Here is a 19,217-nt window from a genome sequence, read left to right as displayed (position 1 = left end):
CGGCCTGGTTGTTCGTTAACGTCACGTATGAAATCCGCATCCCTGCGCACCCTGTTTATTCTTGCTGCATTAATTGCCGTCAATGTGCTGTCGGCCTTTGTGTTTTTTCGGCTCGATTTAACGCAGGAGAAACGCTACACCCTTTCTGAGGCCACGCAAACCCTGCTGGCCAACTTACCCGACGATATCCACGTTGATGTTTACCTCACGGGCGATCTGCCGCCGGGTTTTAAACGGCTCGAAAATGCCGTTCGTGAAACACTGGATGAGTTTGAGGCTCGGGCCGGAAAAACCGTTACCTATCGGTTCATTGACCCTGCCCTAATTACGAACCCCGAGGAGAAGAACAAGTTTATTGATAAGCTGCAACTAAAGGGCTTACTACCAACTAATCTGGTGGCCAATGAAGGTGGCAAACGTACTGAGAAGCTAGTTTTTCCGGGTGTTGTGGTTTCGTATCAGGGAAAAGAAACGGCCGTTCTCTTACTAAAAGGAAATCAGACTGCGTCAAAAGAAGAACAGCTCAATCAATCCTATGAAGGCGTCGAATTTCAATTGGCTTCGGCCATTCGGAAGCTGACACAGACGGAAAATAATCGCCGACGCGTTGGTTTGCTCTACGACCATACACAGGTGCCCCCATCGCGCTTTGCCGATTTGCTAGCCTCTGTGCAGCAAAACTATGATCTGTTTTTTATCGATATGACCAAGCCCGGCCCCATTGTCGGTCTTGATGTTATGCTGGTGCCTAAACCCGACAAACCGTTTTCGGAAGAAGCGATTTTTAAAATCGATCAGTATGTCGTCAACGGTGGACGGGCTTTGTTTTTTGTGGATGGCCAGCGCGTAGACAGCGTCAATAACGAAGGCACCTACGCCCAACCTATCAGCCTTAACCTCGACGATTTATTTTTCCGTTGGGGCGTTCGGCTCAACCGCGATGTGGTAAAAGATTTTTACTGCGCCCCGATTCCGCTCAATGTGGGTAATCTGGGCGACAAACCGAATATTCAGCTTGTTCCGTGGCGATTCTATCCGCTGATCAATAATTTCGGTTCGTCAGGGAATCCTATCGTGCGTAATCTTGATGCCGTTCTGGCCCGGTTTACCAGCACACTCGACACCGTACGAGCACCGGGCATTCTGAAAACGCCCTTACTCTTAACGTCTGCTTACACCAAGGTGCTAAAGGCTCCGGCGTTGATTTCCTACAACGAAGCGCGTCAGCAACCCGACCCGAAAACATATAACGAAGGTGTCAAAATTATTGGTTGCCTGCTCGAAGGGCGATTCCAATCGTTATTTGCCAACCGGATTTTGCCGGGCGACCCGCGTGCGGCTGGGTTTAAGGCTGAGGGTGTGGCGTCGCGCGTATTGATTTGTTCGGATGGCGATCTGATCGTCAATGATGTCGACTATAAACGCAATACGCCTTATCCGCTGGGTTTCGACCGGTTTACACGCAATACGTTTGCCAATAAAGACTTCGCGCTCAACGCTATTGATTACCTGGTTGACCCGAACGGAGTTATTGCCGCCCGCTCCCGTACCGTAACGCTCCGCCCGTTAGACAAAATTAAGGTTGATGCAAACCGCACTGGCTGGCAACTACTTAATCTGCTTGGCCCGCTGGCATTGGTGGGCATAGTGGGCTTTGTGTGGCAGGTAGTTCGGCGCCGGAGATACGGAAAGTAGTTACTTACTCTACCGAAAACTTCACCAGCCACTGCGTTACCGTTGCATTCGTAAGGTCAAAAACAAGGTTGGGAAATAAACCCAAAGCCAGCGCCAGGGCTCCCAGCGGAATGAGCATGAGTTTTTCGCGAGCGGTCAAATCGGTGAGGGAGCTGGCCAGACCCGCTTTCGTATCAAAAGGACGCACCCACAGCGAACCAAAAAACATGCGCTGGAGCGTCCAGAGAAAATAAGCAGCCGCTAATAAAATGCCCGTTGTAGCAACAGCCGTGAGCCAGCCAGGTATCCATTCGGACTGGAAGCTACCCATCAGCGTAAATAACTCCCCAACAAATCCTGAGAAACCCGGTAAACCCAATGAGCCAAAGAAGGCAATGGCGGTTAGGGTTGTATACGTTGGCATTGCCTGCATCAGGCCGCGATAGGAGTCAATTCGCCGATCGTGGGTACGGTCATACACGACGCCCACGATCAGGAAGAGCATAGCCGACAGCACGCCATGACTCACCATTTGATAGACCGCTCCATTGATGCCTTCAGCGGTTAACGACGCCACGCCCAGCAATACAAACCCCATGTGCGACACCGACGAGTAAGCGATCATCTTTTTGAGGTCGGTCTGCGCCAACGCATTCAGACCGCCATATACGATGGATAATACACCCAGCCCGGCCAGGGTTGAGGCATATTCCGCAGCGCCATCGGGGAAGAAATTACAGGCAATTCGCAGAAACCCGTAGCCCCCTATTTTTAGCAATACACCCGCCAACACAACCGATACCGGCGTAGGTGCTTCGACGTGTGCATCGGGTAGCCAGGTGTGCAGCGGCACGATGGGCAGTTTGATAGCAAACCCGATAAAGATGGCCCAAAACGCCAGCATCCGCGCCGGGAGGCCCAGAATGATTGGCTCAGCAGCCGGATTCAGGAACGTATTGGGCAGGTAGTTACCGCCATCGGCGAGGTAACGCATATCGAAGGTATGAACAACCTGCGCCGAGTTTAATTGACCACTTTGCAGATACGCCTGTAATGTTCGGACAATCTCATCGGTCACGGCTGAAGGGTCGGCCACGATTCCAGCGGCCACCGCTGTACTAACGGGGTCCATGACAGACAAATACAGGCCAATCATTACCAGTAAAATCAACAATGAGCCAAGGAGCGTATACAGAAAGAACTTAATGGATGCATATTCCCGCCGTGGCCCACCCCACAAACCGATCAGGAAATACATCGGCAGGAGCATAAACTCAAAGAACAGGAAAAACAGGAAGAAGTCAAGGGCGAGGAAACACCCCATAATTGTGCCCGTTAGCAACAGGTAGAGCGAGTAATAGCCCTTCTGCCGATGTGTCATCGACCATGAGGAGACGACACCTACCAGCATCACTACCGCCGACAAGACAACTAACGGCAGGCTGATGCCATCGACACCCAGCAGGTAATCAATGGACGCAATACCCAGTTTACCAAGGGGCAGGGTGATCCAGTTCGCTTGTTCGAGCAATTGATACCCCCCAATGGTTTTATCAAATCCAGCATAAGCCATACCCGCCAGCACCACTTCGGCAAGCGTTACAGCCAGGGCGATACGCCGAAACTGTGGACTAAGACTCTCCGGCAACAACGCCACAACAAGCGAGCCGACCAGAGGAATAAAAATGAGTAACGAAAGAATCATATTTGTTCTCGACAGCATGGCACCGGCCACCCGGCTTGCTGTCGGTCTATAGTTACAACAGCATCATGCTGTCGAAGATGTTAAAGCAACCACCAAAGTAGTATCAACAAACCAACCACAGCCGCCGTGATGTACGACTGCACCCGGCCGTTTTGGATAGAGCGTGTTAGCTGACCCAACTGCCCAGCCAGCCAAGCGGCCCCATTCACGACTCCATCGACACCCAGCCGGTCAAACCCACTCGTAATGTGCGCTACGACAACTGTACCTATGCCCGCGCCGTTAACGATTCCATCGACCACACGATGGTCGGTTCGGTTTAGTAACGCAGCCAGTCGCAGTGTTGGTTTAATCACTAACCTTTTGTAAAATAAATCTAAAAATCCGTAGTCAATCGAAAGTCGGACATAGCTGTGAATAGCTCTTGGCTCCCGCATTTGAAAGCCCAGCCAGCCGCCCAGTAAAACAAGTCCAGTTGATACCGGAGCCAGCCACCAGAAACCAGCTTCTTCAAATGCGGGTAACAGCCGAAAGAACCAACCGCCATGCCCCGAAAGCGGATTGACGGAGAACCAAACCCAAACCGACAACCCGGCCAGCAGCATTACCGGCCCGCGCATGAGCCAATCGGGTTCATGCGCTTGTCTTACCGGCACCTCTTCGTTACGGTAGTTGCCAAAGAAAATCAGCCGACATTGCCGGGCCATATATAAAGCTGTCAGGCCAGATGACAACAAAAGTAACACAGGAATAGAATAAGCCAGACCACTGTTTTGCGCCCCCGCCCAACTGAAAGCACCGCCCAGAATAGCTTCTTTCGATAAGAACCCGGAAAAGAATGGCAATCCCGATAAGGCAGCCGCACAGATCATATAGGCAACAAACGTTGTTGGCAACACTTTTCGCAAGCCTCCCATCTGATGCATATTCTGGGTATGAACGGCATGGATAACCGCGCCTGCACTCAAAAATAAACCAGCTTTAAAAAAGGCGTGGGTCAGTAAATGAAACATTGCCCCGCTCACATTATCCGTCCCCATAGCCGCCACCATCAAGCCAAGTTGTGAAACGGTTGAAAAGGCAAGCACTTTTTTAATATCGGTTTGAAAAAGTGCCGAATAACCACCCCACACAGTCGTGATGGTGCCAATCACCGTAACCACCACCAAGGCGTCGGGCGAGAGAAGCGGATGAATTCGAGCCAGCAGAAAAATACCGGCAGCCACCATTGTTGCGGCATGAAGCAACGCCGAAACGGGCGTAGGCCCTTCCATTGCATCAGGGAGCCAGCTTAACAGGGGGAACTGCGCCGATTTGCCAACGCAGCCCATAAACAGGCATAAACCCAATGCCGTTGGCAATACTGCCTGACCACCAATAACCGCAAGGGCCTCGAAGTCAAGCGTATCGTAATGATAATAGGTTAGAAAAATACCGATGAGAAAGCCAATATCGCCAACCCGGTTCATCAGAAACGCTTTTTGAGCCGCTCTGGATGAAGCAGGGCGTTCGGCATAAAAACCAATAAGCAGGTAGGATGCCAAACCCACTAACTCCCAAAAGGCATACATTACCAGCAGATTACCGGCCAGAACAATGCCAAGCATAGCCCCGACAAATAGTTGCAGATAGGAAAAATAACGACGCAGTTTAGCCTCGTCGTGCAGGTAAGAAAGAGAATATATCTGCACGAGCAGCGCCACAAAATGCACCAGCACGAGCATCAACGCGGCAAGGGCATCGAGTCGTAAACTAAAACCAAACGATGCGCCCGACAGCGTTGCCCAGACGGCCTGCACCACTATCGGCTGTTCGGGAAAGGCTATAGCCAGAAATACCGATAAGGCTAAACCTACACCAGTTAGTAAAATGGCTATAGAACCGGCTGTTCGGCGAGTAGCCCCTGTCAGTATCAGGAACCCGGCAAAAGGGAGCCCCAGCACAGAAGCCATCAGTACAGTAAGCAATTGGGGGGCATCGGCGAGCATTCGTCGTCAGTCAGAATTGGTCGCAAATATCCCGATTATCCGTTGGCTAAGCAAATGAGCCAATAGTCATTCCTACGTGCTTTTTAGTAGATTTGTTTAATTCACTCCTAATTCCTATAGCTATGTCCACTGCTGTTCAGTCAATTAATCTTCCCTGGGTCGAATCACCGTTTTTCAAGAAGGAACTTCAACAGGCAAACCTTGATCCGGTACTGGCCGAACAGATGCGGCAATATGCCGAGAATGGTTACCTGATTTTCGACCCGGAGATTGACGAGTCGACCCTTGATGCTGCTCTGGCAGGCGTTCAACCGCTATATGGTGATGAACTTCGTAAACAAGACGCCTGGCAGACCGTTCCGGCAGTGCGTGAGATCGCCACGGCGCCCAGAATAATGGAGATGCTGCGCCTGCTTTATCGGCGTGAACCAATCCCCTTTCAAACGCTCAATTTCCCGGTTGGAACGCAGCAGCGCACCCACTCCGACTCTATCCATTTCAATTCTATTCCACAACGATTCATGTGTGGGGTATGGGTTGCGCTTGAGGATGTGCGCGATGACAATGGCCCGCTCCACTACTATCCCGGCAGTCATAAGTTACCGTTCTATGATCTGATTGACATGGGATTGAAAGGATCAGAAGCCCAAACGGTGGAAGAGATCTATGGCGGCACCTACAAACAATACGAAGAACGGCTCAGTGAAATTATTGAAGCACATGGCCTGACGAAAGAGACGCTGAATATGCCTAAAGGTAAAGCGATTATCTGGTCGGCAAACCTGTTGCATGGGGGCGAAAAAATAGTAACGCCCGGTTCATCGCGTCATAGTCAGGTGACTCACTATTTCTTCGAAAACTGCGTCTATTACACCCCTTTGCGTTCTGACTCAGCCATTGATAAACTCTACGTCCGTAAAATTACCAATATCGAAACGGGTCAACCAGTGCCTAATACCTATTTCAACCAAAGCCTTGCCTATGATAATGAGGGATATGCCAAACGGTTTACAATTCCATTATCCGTTCGGCGGTTAGGCCGATTCGTGCCTGATTTCCTGATCAAAATGCTGAAGCGATAGCGAAAGCCATCTATAGCTAGGCCGTTTTCAACCAACCCGTCACACTGAGTCGTTCGTGTGTGGCGGGCAGCACTTCATGGGGCAGCAATCCGCTTTCGAAACATACCAGCCGACCGCCTATTGGCGAGATGGTAATTCGCCGTTCGAGGTCGTTGATAATACCGGGCAGGTAAATGGCAAGCTGGCCACCATCGGCTTCGTGCCAGTCGGTGTTGAGGTAGCAGATTACGGAGAGCTTCCGGCGTGAATCGCTGCGAAATTGATCGAGGTGGCGTTTGTAGAATGTGCCTGTTGGATACAGTGCGTAGTGAAACTCAACATCGCACAGGCCGAGGTAGCAGGTCTGGTTGACATACGCTACAAATTCATTGATCCGTAGCAGAAACGCAACTTCTATGGGCGTAGTGGTGGCCTCATCCAGCCATAGGATTTCGTCGCCCCGGACGGCATTTTCGACCGATACTTGCTGATTTCCTGTGCCAGCTGCCTTGAACTTACCGGCTTCCCATCGCTGGTGAAGCTGGTAGGCTAGCGCGGTCACTTCGTCTGGTGTTATAAAATTATCTGTAATGCCATAGCCATCATTCAGGATACCATTGATGATAGTCTCGAAGGAATTGATCAATAGTTGAGTTCGTTCAACTCATCTAATTGCGCCGTGCGGAAATGACGGTAAACCTGCAGGACAATGGCCAGCGCAATCGCCGATTCGGCAGCGGCAACAACCATTACGAATAAACTTAGCATCTGACCCTGTAAACGATCCGGGTCGTATTGACTAAAGGCTACCAAGTTGATATTTACCGCATTGAGCATCAATTCAATACCCATCAATACGACAATAGCATGGCGTTTGAGCAGCACCACAGCCAGCCCAATGCTAAAGAGGGCTGCGCCCACTACTAAAAATAAATGACTGTCAACTGGTTGCATTTCGGGACGATTTAATGGGTGGAGCCGCTAAATAGGTAGCACCCACAAGGGCCGCCAGCAGCAGAATTCCGGCAATTTCAAACGGTACCACATACTCCGTCATGAGTTGTTTGCCAATCGTATTCATGGTGCTTTGCCAGCCAACCGGTCGACTAAGTAAAATAAAGTTGGCGCGTGCCAACAAGGTGTATAAGGCAATAAATAAGCTTCCTGCAACAAGCAACGCGATGACCCATCCCGCCCCTACCCCTACTCTATTCTGAGATGCAATTCGGTTCGGTTGCTGGCTATTGATATCTATTGGCAAATCAGGTTTATGAGTAAGCATAATACCAAAAATTACTAACACCAATACGCCACCTACGTATATCATAATCTGCGCAATGGCCAGAAAATCGGCACTTGCCAATACGAATAGGCCTGCTACACCAAACAAGGTCAGCAAGAGAAAGAAAGCCGCGTAGAGCACATTACGGGTAAGCAACACGGCCAGCGCACCAACAAGCGTTAGCGCCGAAAAGGCATAAAAGGCAACTTGAACCACTGTTTTTGGGGGTAGCGTTAATTAGGCAGATGCCTCGTCGTCTGGTTTCGGTTTAGGCTTCATCGTTGGCCGAAAAGCTGGTGCTTTAGGCTTTGTCAGTTCAACGATGAGTTCTTTCGGCGGCTCAATCTCTAAACCGGAAATAGCCTCTTTCGCTTCTGTCGAAATACTTTCTTCCACAGGTTTCGGGGCTGCAGTAGCCGGTTTCATTGTCGGTCGAAAAGCGGCTGGTTTGGGTTTCGGGGCTTCTGGCTGCTCTTTCGGCTCAGACTCTACCGGCTTGTCTGGCTTCATCGTTGGTCGGAAGGCAGCAGCTTTGGGCTTTGGCTGATCCGTATTTTCAGACGTTTCGGGTTCAACTTTCGGTTCTATTTCCGCAGCTCTGGGCGGTTTCATGGTGGGCCTGAAAGCAGGCTTTGGCTTTGGCTCTTCGTCATTCACCGGCACACTGTGTGCAGGTTCAACTGGCTTCGAAACTGGTGGTTTCATCGTTGGGCGGAACGCGGCTGGCTTCGCCACTTTTTCCGGAACATCCAACGTTTCCGTTGGCTCAGGAGAAACAGTAGGCGTTTCGTCGGCGGGCACATCCGTTACCTTGATTACCGGTTTTTGCGTCGGTTTAAATACCGGTCGTTTTGTCGTTTCCAGACCACCCTGCGCAATATGCTGCATTTCATCCGGTGTGGCATCCGTCAACGGGTGTTCGATGGATGACCCTTCGGAGTTAGCCGGTTCGGCTGGTGGAGGAGCCGGAACACTCGGTTTGGCCGTTGGGCGGAACACCGGACGTGTTGGCGCTACAGAAGCTGTATCAGGAATCTGGGGTGTCGCTGCGGCTTTGGCAGTTACCTGAGCTGCTTTGGCTTCTTCTTTCTCCCGAACGTATTGCTCGTACAAGGCTCGTTTTTCGTCGGCCTGTTCCGGCGTCAACTCCGAAAAATGATAGGTAAGCTTACCCAAATCGAATTCGCTGTAATCAAATTTCTTGTCCATTGTCAGGCACTCGGTTGGGCAAACCACCGTACAAAGGCCGCAATAGCAGCATTTGGCCATGTCAATATCAAATTTGGCCGCATACAATCGAATGGGCGACCCATCCGAGGCTCGTCCTACCTCTTCAGTAGCCTTAATGGCGTCGATGGTAATGCAGTCGACCGGGCAAATTTTGGCGCACTTATCACAAACTATACAATCCTCAATCTCATTGCGAAGCTGGTAGCGACCATTATCGGGGATGGGTAACTGCTCGTGTGGATATTGAAGCGTAACTAACCCATTTTGTAAATCAAAATAGGTAGCATTTTCTATTCCTTCCGGCGACCGGCGCTTAGTAGCATTTCTAAGGTGCCGCAACGTAAGGCTCAGTCCCTTAATCGTTGTTCGGATACCCGATTGTATGTCCTTGAAGTATGACATTTTTGACTAATAGAATGAGTGACTGATAGAATAGGAAATGGCAATTGTTCACCGACAGGAAATTCACTCATTCTAGCATTCCCTCATTCAAAATTAAATTGCAGGAAACCGCTCTGGTTCGGCTTCGCTCATGATGGCATAGACGGTCTCAATTACGTCGTCAACATTTGGCTTTGAGAAATAGTCCCCATCGGAGCCATAAGACGGTCTGTGCGCTTTGGCCGACAAGGTTGCCGGGGCTGAATCCAGATATCGATAGGCATTCTGACCTTCAACAACCTGCTGCATCATATAGGCCGATGCACCACCGGGTACATCTTCATCGGCGAACAATACCCGATTGGTCTTTTTGATGGATTCGACAATCATCTGGTGTACATCGAAGGGCAACAGGGTCTGCACGTCAATCACTTCGATATTAATACCCATTGCTGCTAGTTGATTAGCCGCATCGAGCACAATCCGACACATAGATCCGTAGGTTATTACGGTCACATCGGAACCTGCACGCAGGATTTCGGGCACACCCAGCGGTACGCAAAACTCATCCAGATTTGCCGGTAATGTCTCTTTTAACCGATACCCGTTCAGCGATTCGATTAATAAAGCGGGATCATCGCCCTTAATCAGCGTATTGTAGAAACCGGTCGCCTGTGTCATGTTACGCGGTACCAGAATATGAAGCCCACGCAAACTACTGAGCATAGTGCCCATTGGCGAACCCGAATGCCAGATACCTTCCAGCCGATGCCCACGGGTGCGCACAATAAGGGGAGCCTTCTGGCCTCCTTTCGTGCGATACTGCAAGGTCGCCAGATCGTCGGTCAGCGTGGCTAATGTATAGTAGACGTAATCGAAATACTGAATCTCGACAATAGGGCGAAGGCCGCGCATAGCCATACCAATACCCTGACCAATAATCGTCGTTTCGCGAATGCCGGTATCCGTAATGCGTATTTCGCCGAATTTCTCCTGCAAACCGGCAAAGCCCTGGTTTACATCCCCAATCTGCCCTACGTCTTCACCCAAAGCTACCACACGCGAATCACGGGTGAACAGGCTTTCGAAATAATGCTGGAGTAATAAATAGCCGTCAAGTACCGGACTATCGTCGCTATACTGGGCGGGTACACCCTCAACCAACATAGGCGAATCAGGCGATTGGCTATATAAGTAGGAGCTGAAGCGGTCGTCGTTTTCGACTTCCGATCGTTCGAGCCAGGCTTTCAGGCGTTGGCGGCCTGCTCCGGAATCTGTCCGCAGTAACCGCAACGCTTTTCGAACGGCCGATACGGCATCCCGACGCACCGGTGAGAATGTCTTGCGAAGTTCTTCCCGAATGGCCATCAACTCGGCCGCTTTGGCATTATGGCGAGCGGTTTGCTGAAGCAAGTCAAGCACCTCATCAAAATCGCCTTTCATAGATGCCTGAAACGCATTCCAGGCAATAACGCGAGCTTGTTTAGCGGCTTGTTTCGCTTCACTTTCAATGCCTTCCAGTTCATCGCTGCTGGCATACCCATTCTCTAAAATCCACTGACGGAACACCAGATTACAGTCGTGTTCTGCTTCCCACGTCAGGCGTTGTTTTGATTTATAGCGTTCGTGCGAACCCGATGATGAATGTCCCTGTGGTTGGGTAAGTTCCTGCACATGCACCAGTACGGGTACGTGTTGCGTACGGCAAATGTGAGCGGCTTGCTGATAGGTTTCCAGCAAAGCGGCATAGTCCCAACCTTTTACGGTAAAGATTTCCATCCCTTTGTCATCGCCGTCGCGTTGAAAACCAGCCAATGCCTTCGATATGCTCCCCTTAACGGTCTGGTACTCGACCGGCACAGAGATACCATAGCCATCGTCCCAAACAGACATCAGTAGAGGCACCTGCAATACACCAGCGGCATTCATAGCCTCCCAGAACATTCCCTGCGAAGTTGACGCGTCGCCAATGGTAGCAAAAACGATCTCGTTGCCGTGACGCGAAAAATTAGTTAATTCACTCAGGCCGGGGTTATTCCGAAATAGTTTGGATGCGTAAGCAAGTCCAAGCGCCCGCGGAATCTGCCCCGCCGTGGGTGCAATATCACAAACAGAGTTATAAAGTTCAGTCTGATTACGCCACAGGCCTTTTTCATCGAGCCAGCGAGTGGCGAAATGGCCGTTCATGGATCGACCGGCGGTATTAGGTTCGGCCTCCAGATCGGTATGGGCATAGAGTTGGGCGAAGAACTCCGACCACCGAAGCTCACCTAAAGCTGCCACAAACGTTTGGTCGCGGTAATAGCCCGAACGGAAATCACCCCGATCAAAAGCACTGGCAGCGGCTAATTGCGCAAGTTCTTTGCCATCACCGAATATGCCGAACTTAGCTCTACCACCCATCACGTCACGCCGACCCAACAGGCTTACCTGTCGACTTTCGCAAGCCAGACGGTAATCCGATAAGATTTTTTCACGACTTAAAATATCAGTCGAGCGGAGTTGTTCGTTTGCTATCACAACAGAGCTACAGATTGAAACAGTCCTACAATCAATTTATTGATGAAGTAGCTGGCACCGGAACTATCGATTACCAAGCGAAAGTAAAAGTAAGATAAAACGAGTCAGCTTTCAAAAAAACGATTTTTTGAGTTTATTTGTTGACCGAATGAAAACTATAATGATTTGGCAAACTGTTTGCTGTAGTTTAAGTTCGCAAGGCTTAGTATTTTAAAAACCAAACCATAATTCTGTTTAGTCCGATGAAAAAGTCTTTTTCGCTTTTTGTAGCTTTATTCCTGATGGTTGCCGTTAGTTATGCCCAGAAGGGAGTTCTGAAATTTACGCAGGAAACCCACGACTTCGGCAAAGTTGAGCAGGGCAAACCTGTAACCCATGTATTTGAGTTCAAAAATACGGGTACAGACCCAATTGTCATTAATGACGCGCAGGCTTCCTGCGGTTGCACAAAACCAAGTTTCTCGCGTGAGCCAATCATGCCAGGAAAGACCGGTTCCATCTCGGCAACGTATAACGCTGCTGCTGCCGGTCCGTTCAACAAATCGGTAACAGTTACCAGCAATGCTGAGGCTGGCCAGGCTGTATTGTATCTGAAAGGTGAAGTAGTTACTGCTGCTGCCGCAACGGCTGCTGCTCCCGCTGCTGCTCCTGTTACAAAAGAAAAGAAGAAAACTTCACGCTAGTTCACTGAAGGGTTAATAGTGTGTTCGAGAAAGGCATCTGGTAGTTTACCGGATGCCTTTTTTTATGTCCTTACTTTTCCATCATCCTACCCGGCAACCGACTGACAAACCCCGTACCCGCTCTTCCAATACCATTTCTTTATGAGTTGATAATCATCTACTTTTGGTTTGTCTTTTGACCCATCTCGCTATGACTCCGCCCCAACACCACTAGCCAGGGCTTTCGGTATCACCTTCATTTTTTATGTATCATTTTCACCAGCTATGCCCTCGCGTTTTCACGCAGGTTATCAGCTAACACCCACCTGAATTATGTTTTTTATTGTTCTTGGCCTTTTGGTGCTTGTCGCCGGATTTGCCATCAATACCCCTGCCCTAACGTTTTCACGTTTTTCGCGTCCCGCCAAAGTAGTGGGCGTAATTTTAATTGTACTTGGTTTCCTAACCTCAAGCATACGGCAAATCGACGCCGGGCAGGTGGGTGTAATCTCATTGTTTGGTAATGTCAGCGACCGTACGCTGAATTCTGGACTGAACTTCGTGAACCCACTGGCAACAGTCACAGAGTTTAATTTGCAGACCCAGAACTACACCATGTCGGCTTCACATGATGAAGGTCAGAAAGAGGGCGATGATGCCATTCGCGTGCTTACAGCCGATGGGTTGGAAGTAGTTATTGACCTGACCGTTTTGTATCGAGTTGTAGCCGCCGATGCGCCAAAAATTTACAGCCAAATCGGTACAGATTACACCGACAAAGTTGTTCGCCCGATTACTCGTACTCGTATTCGTGATAATGCTGTTTATTACGACGCAGTTGCCTTATACTCAACCCGGCGTGACGAATTTCAGGCGCGTATTTACAAGACCATAGAAGCCGATTTTCAGAAAAGAGGGCTTATGCTGGAGCAGTTGCTGATTCGGAATATTGACCTGCCTGTATCCGTTAAGAAGTCTATTGAGTCGAAGATCAATGCCGAACAGGACGCTCAGAAGATGCAGTTTGTTCTGCAAAAAGAAAAACAGGAAGCCGAGCGGAAGCGGGTAGAAGCCCAGGGTATCGCCGATTATCAAAAAATCATCTCTACGGGCTTGAGCGACAAACAGTTGCAGTACGAGCAAATCAAAGCCCAACGCGAACTGGCAGCATCGCCAAATGCCAAAATCGTCATCATGGGTGCCCGTGGCAATGTGCCTATGATCCTGAGTGACAAGTAAGAATCTGGCTTTTTTAAGGTATTGATCTAGAGAGCTTCACATCAGCGAAATTAAATTTAACCATAGAGGCATAGCGGTTTCATGGGCAAGAAAGTACCCCGTTAAACCTCTGTGCCTCTGTGGTTAATTTGTTTTTATTTCCCTCCGTTCAGATTCATCAGCCAGGCTTTGCAGGCTTCAGGCCAGGTATTAAGAGAACCGAACTTAGCAGTTCGCATACCGAAACCATGCCCACCTGTTGGGTACAAGTGCATTTCGGCAGGAATATTATTCTTCAGGCAAGCCAAATAAAAGTTGATGCTGTTTTCAACCGGAACAGCTTTATCATCTTCGGCATGTACCAGAAACGTGGGGGGTGTTTGGGCAGTCACCTGCAATTCGTTAGAATAATAAGCGATCATGTCTGGCGATGAAGCCAATTTCCCCAACAAATTAGTCCGTGAACCCGCATGCGCTTTCTCACCGAACGTAACGACGGGATAGAGCAGGATAGCAAAATTTGGCTTGACCTGTTCACTGGCCTTAGGATCTTTATTGTAATGTGTGGCAAGTGTAGAAGCTAGGTGACCACCCGCCGAGAAGCCCATAACGCCAATCTTGTTTGGCGCAATGCCATACCGAGCCGCATTTTGCCGGATAATCGTCATACCCTGCATGGCATCCATAAGCGGCACCTCCTGCTGATTCGTCATAATAGCTGGGTTAGGCAACCGGTATTTAAGCACGAATGCCGCTACGCCCATTTCGTTGAACCAACGGGCTACATCGGAACCTTCGTGACTGGCAGCCAGAATTCCATAGCCGCCACCGGGGCAGATCATAACAGCCGCTCCGGTAGCCTTGTCTTTGGCAGGTAAATAGGCCGTAATGGTAGGAATAGAAACGTTACTGATCCGTAAAATACCGTTCGCATCCGTTTCGGATTTTTCCGTAATCTGCGCTCCCGGGATAGCATTGGGAATAGCCCCATCGGGCCAGAGCTTAATGACCTCCTGCGAGAAAGCAAGTTGAGGCAATACAGTGGCAAATAGCATACTAAGCAATAAGAAGCGCATGAAGGATTGATAGCTCTACGAGCAACGTTAATAGGTCAAAAACAGAAAAAGCCGACCTTCCGGTCGGCTCTACTCATATTTCCACTTCGCTTTCTTCGGACGCTACTTTGCTATTCGCTCCACCATGCAGTATCTCAATGAGCTCTTTAACCTGGTAAACGGTTGTGTTGTAGCGGTTCCCGAGGATTATAATAACGTATTCATCTTTAGGACTGAACCAGAACATGGTATTGTATCCCTTCCACCAGCCCGAATGGTAAATATATTCGGGTTGATTGGTATCGTTTAGCATCATTCGGAAACCGTAACCATAATTTTTAGCTCCTTTCTTTTCAAAACTACGCGGCACAAATGCTTCAGCGAGCATCTTCTTCGGCAGTAAACAGTCTCCGTTCAGAGCGCGGTACCATCGAAACAAATCGCCTGTAGTTGAATAAATACCTTTATCACCAACAACATCATCGTAATAATCTTTGGGAATACGTCTATTCCATTGGTATCCTGCCGTTCGATGGTGGTTAATAGAATCATTTTTTGTTGTCGCCACAAAAGTCTGGTGCATACCCAGCGGCTCAAAAATATTTTTCTGAATGAACGCTTCGTAGCTCTGGCCGGTCGCCTTCTCAATGATCGAGGCCAACACCATGTAATTAGTGTTGCTATAGCTGAATCCCCGGCCCGGAATGTTATACGGCTTGGGAGTTGGTTTGACTGTCGCAAACCAGTGCATAATGGTGGCGTTTGACGGGTAGGGTTTTTCTTTTTTGTAGAAATTTACCTTCATGCTGTCATCGAAGGCGTACTGATAATTTGGCAAGCCGCTGCGGTGGCTCAGTAACTCCCGAATGGTGATGCCGTGATACGGGAAGTCAGGGTAAAATCGTTGAATTGTATCCTCGAACTTGATTTTGCCCGCTTCAATCAGCTTTAACGTGCCAACGGCTGTGAAGGTCTTGGATAAAGACGCTAGCTGGAACTTTGAATCCTCAAATAGTGAGTCACGCTGGCTACGTTCAAAATGGCCCAAACCAAAGCATTTCTTGTATAAAACCATGCCTTTTTGAGCCACCAGCACATTACCATTCAGGCCACCCCGAACTTTCTGCCGGAATATTTCTTCGATCTTTCGGGTTTTCTCATCCGCGTTGATCTGCTGCCGGACGGTTGTTTGTTCTGTGGCCGTTAATTTCTGTTCATCAGCGCAGCTACGCAATGCCCGCGCCGACTGATTCAGGTTTTTCTGGTCCTGCCCACAGGATACGCCTATTCCTACCAGTACTAAAACGCTAACCCAACTCCAGAATTTATTCATTCTCCCCATTCAACCCCACTTATTCGTTGTAGTAACTATATTATTAAACAAAGTTTTGACAAAAGTAACGCTTGCTTACCATACACCGCCCTTGCAGCAGTTAAAAACGCATGAAAGTTCGTCAGCGGGCTGCCTAAGCGCCTATAAAATTTTGTCAAAACCCCCGGCGAGGGGAAACTAATGCTCGCCGATGAGTACCAAGAACGCCCGTTTTACGCAAACTTATATACCCCCCTACGCTATTGGGCAGTAGTTTACCTGAATCAACGGCGAATGATCCGTTCAACACGGTTCCTCCCAATATTCCAACAGGAATTGATGCGGTTAGTAAACCTGAAAATTGGGTTGGAACAGTCAGATAGGGAATAGGATATGTTCCGGCATTTTTGCTGTAAGACAGCTTGGCGATTATATCCACTTTGTTAGCGATCAGCGCACTAATGCCAAGGTGAAAAAGGCTGACCCGGTTGTTAGCTATCCCATAGCGGGGTGGCAATGCCGAACTTACTTCTTGCTGGGGTGTCAGAAATGGCGTTCCTATTGTTCGGCCAAAGTATGTCCATCCATCAACATATTGACTATTATTAAAGTAATCATCACGACCTCGACGTTGTGGATCGTCAAGAATAAACAAATCTCCGCCCTGGCTTCCTGTAAATAAATACTCAAATGTTAGTTGTTTCAGAAAAAAAGCAGCCCCTGTGGGTTGATCGCTATTCCGTATCCGTAATCCGTTTAGTCCATCTACCAGATTCGTCCCATAAAACAGCGAACCATCATCATACAGGAATTGCCGGTATCCAAACAAATTCCAGTGGTTCAGCTTGATCTCAAGTGCAAAATCAATTGATCCTAAGTGATTACCAATTCGATTCTCTTCAAAATGAGTGATTGTCTGAATACTCTGATCAGCAGGAAACGGATTACGTGTACCGAGTACAACAGCAGGAAAATATTTGATATTTGAGGGTAATTTCCCATTTGCAGATACTGAGTTGTCTAAATAATCAGAGTATCCAGCCCACATGACCTGGTGGTTGAAACCACCATATAAGCGTACTCGCCATGATGGCTTCCCAAATCGCCCATAAAATGACGATTGATGAAGATATGAGCCCTTTACTAAACGGTCGGCATTTTCAAACCACCCGTGCGAGAATGTACCCATAACAGACAATACTCCTGCCGTAAATGGGATGGGTGTAAAAGCAGGCAACGCCAATTGGATTTTGGGAAATGGCAGAGTATTACCGGACCATATATAAGAACCGCTTGTCAAAAGCGTATCAACAAGACCAATAATCTCTTTTCGACGTCCGGCATAGAGTTCAAACGCACCTATTCGTCCTTTCAAATATGCCTCGGGAACGAGAAACTGATTAGTTTTTCCTATGTTTCCAACAACATTGAGACCGTACCCCCAGTCTATTTTTGATCGACGGCCTGTACTGTCAGTTGGTTTATAATCCGAATGAAGTGCAGCATTTAACCGTACTGCCGGATTAGTAAGAGGAACAATGCCATATTGGTTAGCTCTTAACCAAAAAGGGGTTTGATCTGAGGCTCCCAACGCCCCTACTTCAAGCTGGTATTGGTTAACACGTTGTCCATAAACCAATGAACTACCGTTAAGAATAATTAATCCATAACAAATCGTCAGTATCCTAAATAGCATAGAAAGAGGCCGATTATTCCGTTGAGTATATACCAGCAATTACTTGCCGCGGCCCTGGGCCATCACCCGCAGCGTTTGGGCAATGATCCACATATCGAATAAGAATGACCGCCGTTTTGGGTAAAGAAGATCATATCGTAAGCGCTGAACCATTTCATCAATATTGGCGGCATACCCGTATTTAATCTGACCGATTGAGGTAATACCAGGCTTTACTTTTAACAAAGAACGATACTCCGGTGCGATCTCAACAATTTGATCAATAAAGTACTGACGTTCTGGCCGAGGACCTACAACCGACATATCGCCAATTAAAACATTGTAGAATTGCGGAACTTCGTCAAGCCGGGTACTCCGCATAAACCGCCCCCAAGGCGTAATCCTTGCGTCGAGCAGACCGCCAGACAACACGGGTCCTGACTTCTCAGAGTTTACATACATACTCCGGAACTTGTATATCTTAAAAGGCTTGCCCTCCTGTCCAATCCGCTCCTGCGCATAAAAAATTGGCCCTTTCGATGTAAACCGTGTTATAGCGGCAAGAATGAGAAATAAAGGTAGTCCTAATCCCAGAGCCGCCATAGAAAACAGGATATCGAACGATCGCTTTAGTGTATTAACCTGAAAGTCAGCTAACATTTGTGACGACAGACTTAATACAGGCAAAAAATCATGGTATTCAACAGAAGCTCCCCGAGCTAGAAATCCTCTAAAATCAACTAATAATTTCACTTGATAATCAACATTTTCTGCGTTTTCAACAATAGTTTTCATGCGGCCATTATCAATATAGGGCATGCAACAATAAACACAGTCTATACCATCCGATTCTATGCAGGCATACAGATCATCGTATCCTCCTCTAAGTATCCCTTTATTGTCAGCGGAGGGTTGATCAAAATAACCGTGGAATCGAAAGCCCATTTCTGGATGTGTATCGTAGAAACTCTGAATTGACGCAGCCAGCTTACCGTATCCAACAATCACGTAGCGCCTGTTATTATACCCTCGAGCCCTGTATTCCTGCAAAAACAGTACACTTCCAATCCGAAAGGCTGCGGCCAACCCTGTAAATAGGATATACGTTATAAATAGATGCTCTCGAGAATAATAATATCCTTTAACAGCTACCCAATAAACGGAAATGATAGCTATATGAATAGCCATCAGAATTAATAATTTTTTTATTAAATGGTAAGCTTTAAATAACTGACGAGGATATATATAGGGCTTAAGCACCAGGATCTCTGCCAGCCAAACTACGTTGAACAGCACCCACAGAGATGTATAAGGTGGTTGAAAAACGGCTTCAAGTTGTTGAAATTTTATAAAATAAGCTCCAACAAAAGCGGTGTTCAAGCTCAGGAAATCAACGATTACATGAAGCGGAAAAAACAATATGGAATAGCGATGCCTCATTCCTCTAAAATTTA

15 protein-coding genes are annotated in these 19,217 nt (G+C 48.3%); 4 read left to right on the top strand and 11 right to left on the bottom strand.

The genetic code is table 11. From position 1 onward, the window contains the following. Nucleotides 1-27 precede the first annotated feature (27 nt). Nucleotides 28-1,695, top strand: a complete 1,668-nt coding sequence (gldG, locus tag CWM47_RS26500; protein ID WP_100991522.1) for a gliding motility-associated ABC transporter substrate-binding protein GldG — start codon at nucleotides 28-30, stop codon at nucleotides 1,693-1,695. 4 nt (nucleotides 1,696-1,699) lie between these two features. On the opposite strand, the gene CWM47_RS26495 is transcribed toward gldG, so the two are convergent. Then, the gene (locus CWM47_RS26495; protein WP_100991520.1) at nucleotides 1,700-3,379 is read right to left on the bottom strand and encodes a complex I subunit 4 family protein; all 1,680 of its coding nucleotides are present in this window, start codon (nucleotides 3,377-3,379) and stop codon (nucleotides 1,700-1,702) included. 80 nt (nucleotides 3,380-3,459) lie between these two features. Next, on the bottom strand, nucleotides 3,460-5,367 hold the full coding sequence (locus tag CWM47_RS26490) for an NADH-quinone oxidoreductase subunit 5 family protein (protein ID WP_100991518.1): 1,908 nt from the start codon (nucleotides 5,365-5,367) through the stop codon (nucleotides 3,460-3,462). A 122-nt stretch (nucleotides 5,368-5,489) separates the two neighbouring features. Between CWM47_RS26490 and CWM47_RS26485 the strand changes: the two genes are divergently transcribed. Further along, nucleotides 5,490-6,449, top strand: coding sequence for a phytanoyl-CoA dioxygenase family protein (locus tag CWM47_RS26485; protein ID WP_100991516.1), 960 nt, complete (start codon nucleotides 5,490-5,492; stop codon nucleotides 6,447-6,449). 16 nt (nucleotides 6,450-6,465) lie between these two features. Here CWM47_RS26485 and CWM47_RS26480 read toward each other — a convergent pair whose 3' ends face one another. The 5 genes from CWM47_RS26480 to CWM47_RS26460 all read right to left on the bottom strand — a co-directional run bounded on the left by CWM47_RS26480 (nucleotide 6,466) and on the right by CWM47_RS26460 (nucleotide 11,841). Next, a complete protein-coding gene (locus tag CWM47_RS26480; RefSeq protein WP_100991514.1) occupies nucleotides 6,466-7,074 on the bottom strand; it encodes a 2OG-Fe(II) oxygenase in 609 nt (202 codons plus the stop codon). Beyond that, nucleotides 7,071-7,382, bottom strand: a complete 312-nt coding sequence (gene nuoK, locus CWM47_RS26475; protein ID WP_100991512.1) for an NADH-quinone oxidoreductase subunit NuoK — start codon at nucleotides 7,380-7,382, stop codon at nucleotides 7,071-7,073. The genes CWM47_RS26480 and nuoK overlap by 4 nt, the downstream gene beginning before the upstream one ends. Further along, the gene (locus tag CWM47_RS26470) at nucleotides 7,369-7,926 is read right to left on the bottom strand and encodes an NADH-quinone oxidoreductase subunit J family protein (protein ID WP_100991510.1); all 558 of its coding nucleotides are present in this window, start codon (nucleotides 7,924-7,926) and stop codon (nucleotides 7,369-7,371) included. The genes nuoK and CWM47_RS26470 overlap by 14 nt, the downstream gene beginning before the upstream one ends. Before the next feature lie 21 nt (nucleotides 7,927-7,947). Beyond that, nucleotides 7,948-9,342, bottom strand: coding sequence for a 4Fe-4S dicluster domain-containing protein (locus tag CWM47_RS26465; protein WP_100991508.1), 1,395 nt, complete (start codon nucleotides 9,340-9,342; stop codon nucleotides 7,948-7,950). 93 nt (nucleotides 9,343-9,435) lie between these two features. Next, entirely contained in the window at nucleotides 9,436-11,841 is a 2,406-nt protein-coding gene (locus CWM47_RS26460; RefSeq protein ID WP_100991506.1) for an alpha-ketoacid dehydrogenase subunit alpha/beta, read from the bottom strand. A 242-nt stretch (nucleotides 11,842-12,083) separates the two neighbouring features. Between CWM47_RS26460 and CWM47_RS26455 the strand changes: the two genes are divergently transcribed. Both CWM47_RS26455 and CWM47_RS26450 read left to right on the top strand, forming a co-directional pair. Further along, the gene (locus tag CWM47_RS26455; RefSeq protein WP_100991504.1) at nucleotides 12,084-12,524 is read left to right on the top strand and encodes a DUF1573 domain-containing protein; all 441 of its coding nucleotides are present in this window, start codon (nucleotides 12,084-12,086) and stop codon (nucleotides 12,522-12,524) included. Between the two features lie 312 nt (nucleotides 12,525-12,836). Next, nucleotides 12,837-13,742: a prohibitin family protein gene (locus CWM47_RS26450; protein ID WP_100991502.1), complete on the top strand. Its 906-nt coding sequence runs from the start codon at nucleotides 12,837-12,839 to the stop codon at nucleotides 13,740-13,742. A 134-nt stretch (nucleotides 13,743-13,876) separates the two neighbouring features. Here CWM47_RS26450 and CWM47_RS26445 read toward each other — a convergent pair whose 3' ends face one another. The 4 genes from CWM47_RS26445 to CWM47_RS26430 form a co-directional block, all read right to left on the bottom strand. Next, nucleotides 13,877-14,797 carry an alpha/beta hydrolase gene (locus CWM47_RS26445; protein ID WP_170069453.1) on the bottom strand — a complete coding sequence of 307 codons (921 nt, stop codon included), beginning with the start codon at nucleotides 14,795-14,797 and terminating at the stop codon, nucleotides 13,877-13,879. A gap of 73 nt (nucleotides 14,798-14,870) precedes the next feature. Next, nucleotides 14,871-16,118 (bottom strand): serine hydrolase domain-containing protein, encoded by a 1,248-nt coding sequence (locus CWM47_RS26440; RefSeq protein ID WP_100991500.1) that lies wholly within the window; start codon nucleotides 16,116-16,118, stop codon nucleotides 14,871-14,873. 145 nt (nucleotides 16,119-16,263) lie between these two features. Next, a complete protein-coding gene (locus CWM47_RS26435; RefSeq protein WP_100991498.1) occupies nucleotides 16,264-17,784 on the bottom strand; it encodes a capsule assembly Wzi family protein in 1,521 nt (506 codons plus the stop codon). A gap of 39 nt (nucleotides 17,785-17,823) precedes the next feature. Beyond that, entirely contained in the window at nucleotides 17,824-19,203 is a 1,380-nt protein-coding gene (locus CWM47_RS26430; protein WP_100991496.1) for a sugar transferase, read from the bottom strand. Nucleotides 19,204-19,217 lie beyond the last annotated feature (14 nt).

It is taken from the genome of Spirosoma pollinicola (assembly GCF_002831565.1).
In the GTDB taxonomy this organism is placed as follows: domain Bacteria; phylum Bacteroidota; class Bacteroidia; order Cytophagales; family Spirosomataceae; genus Spirosoma; species Spirosoma pollinicola.
This window is presented reverse-complemented; position numbering and strand designations above follow the sequence as displayed.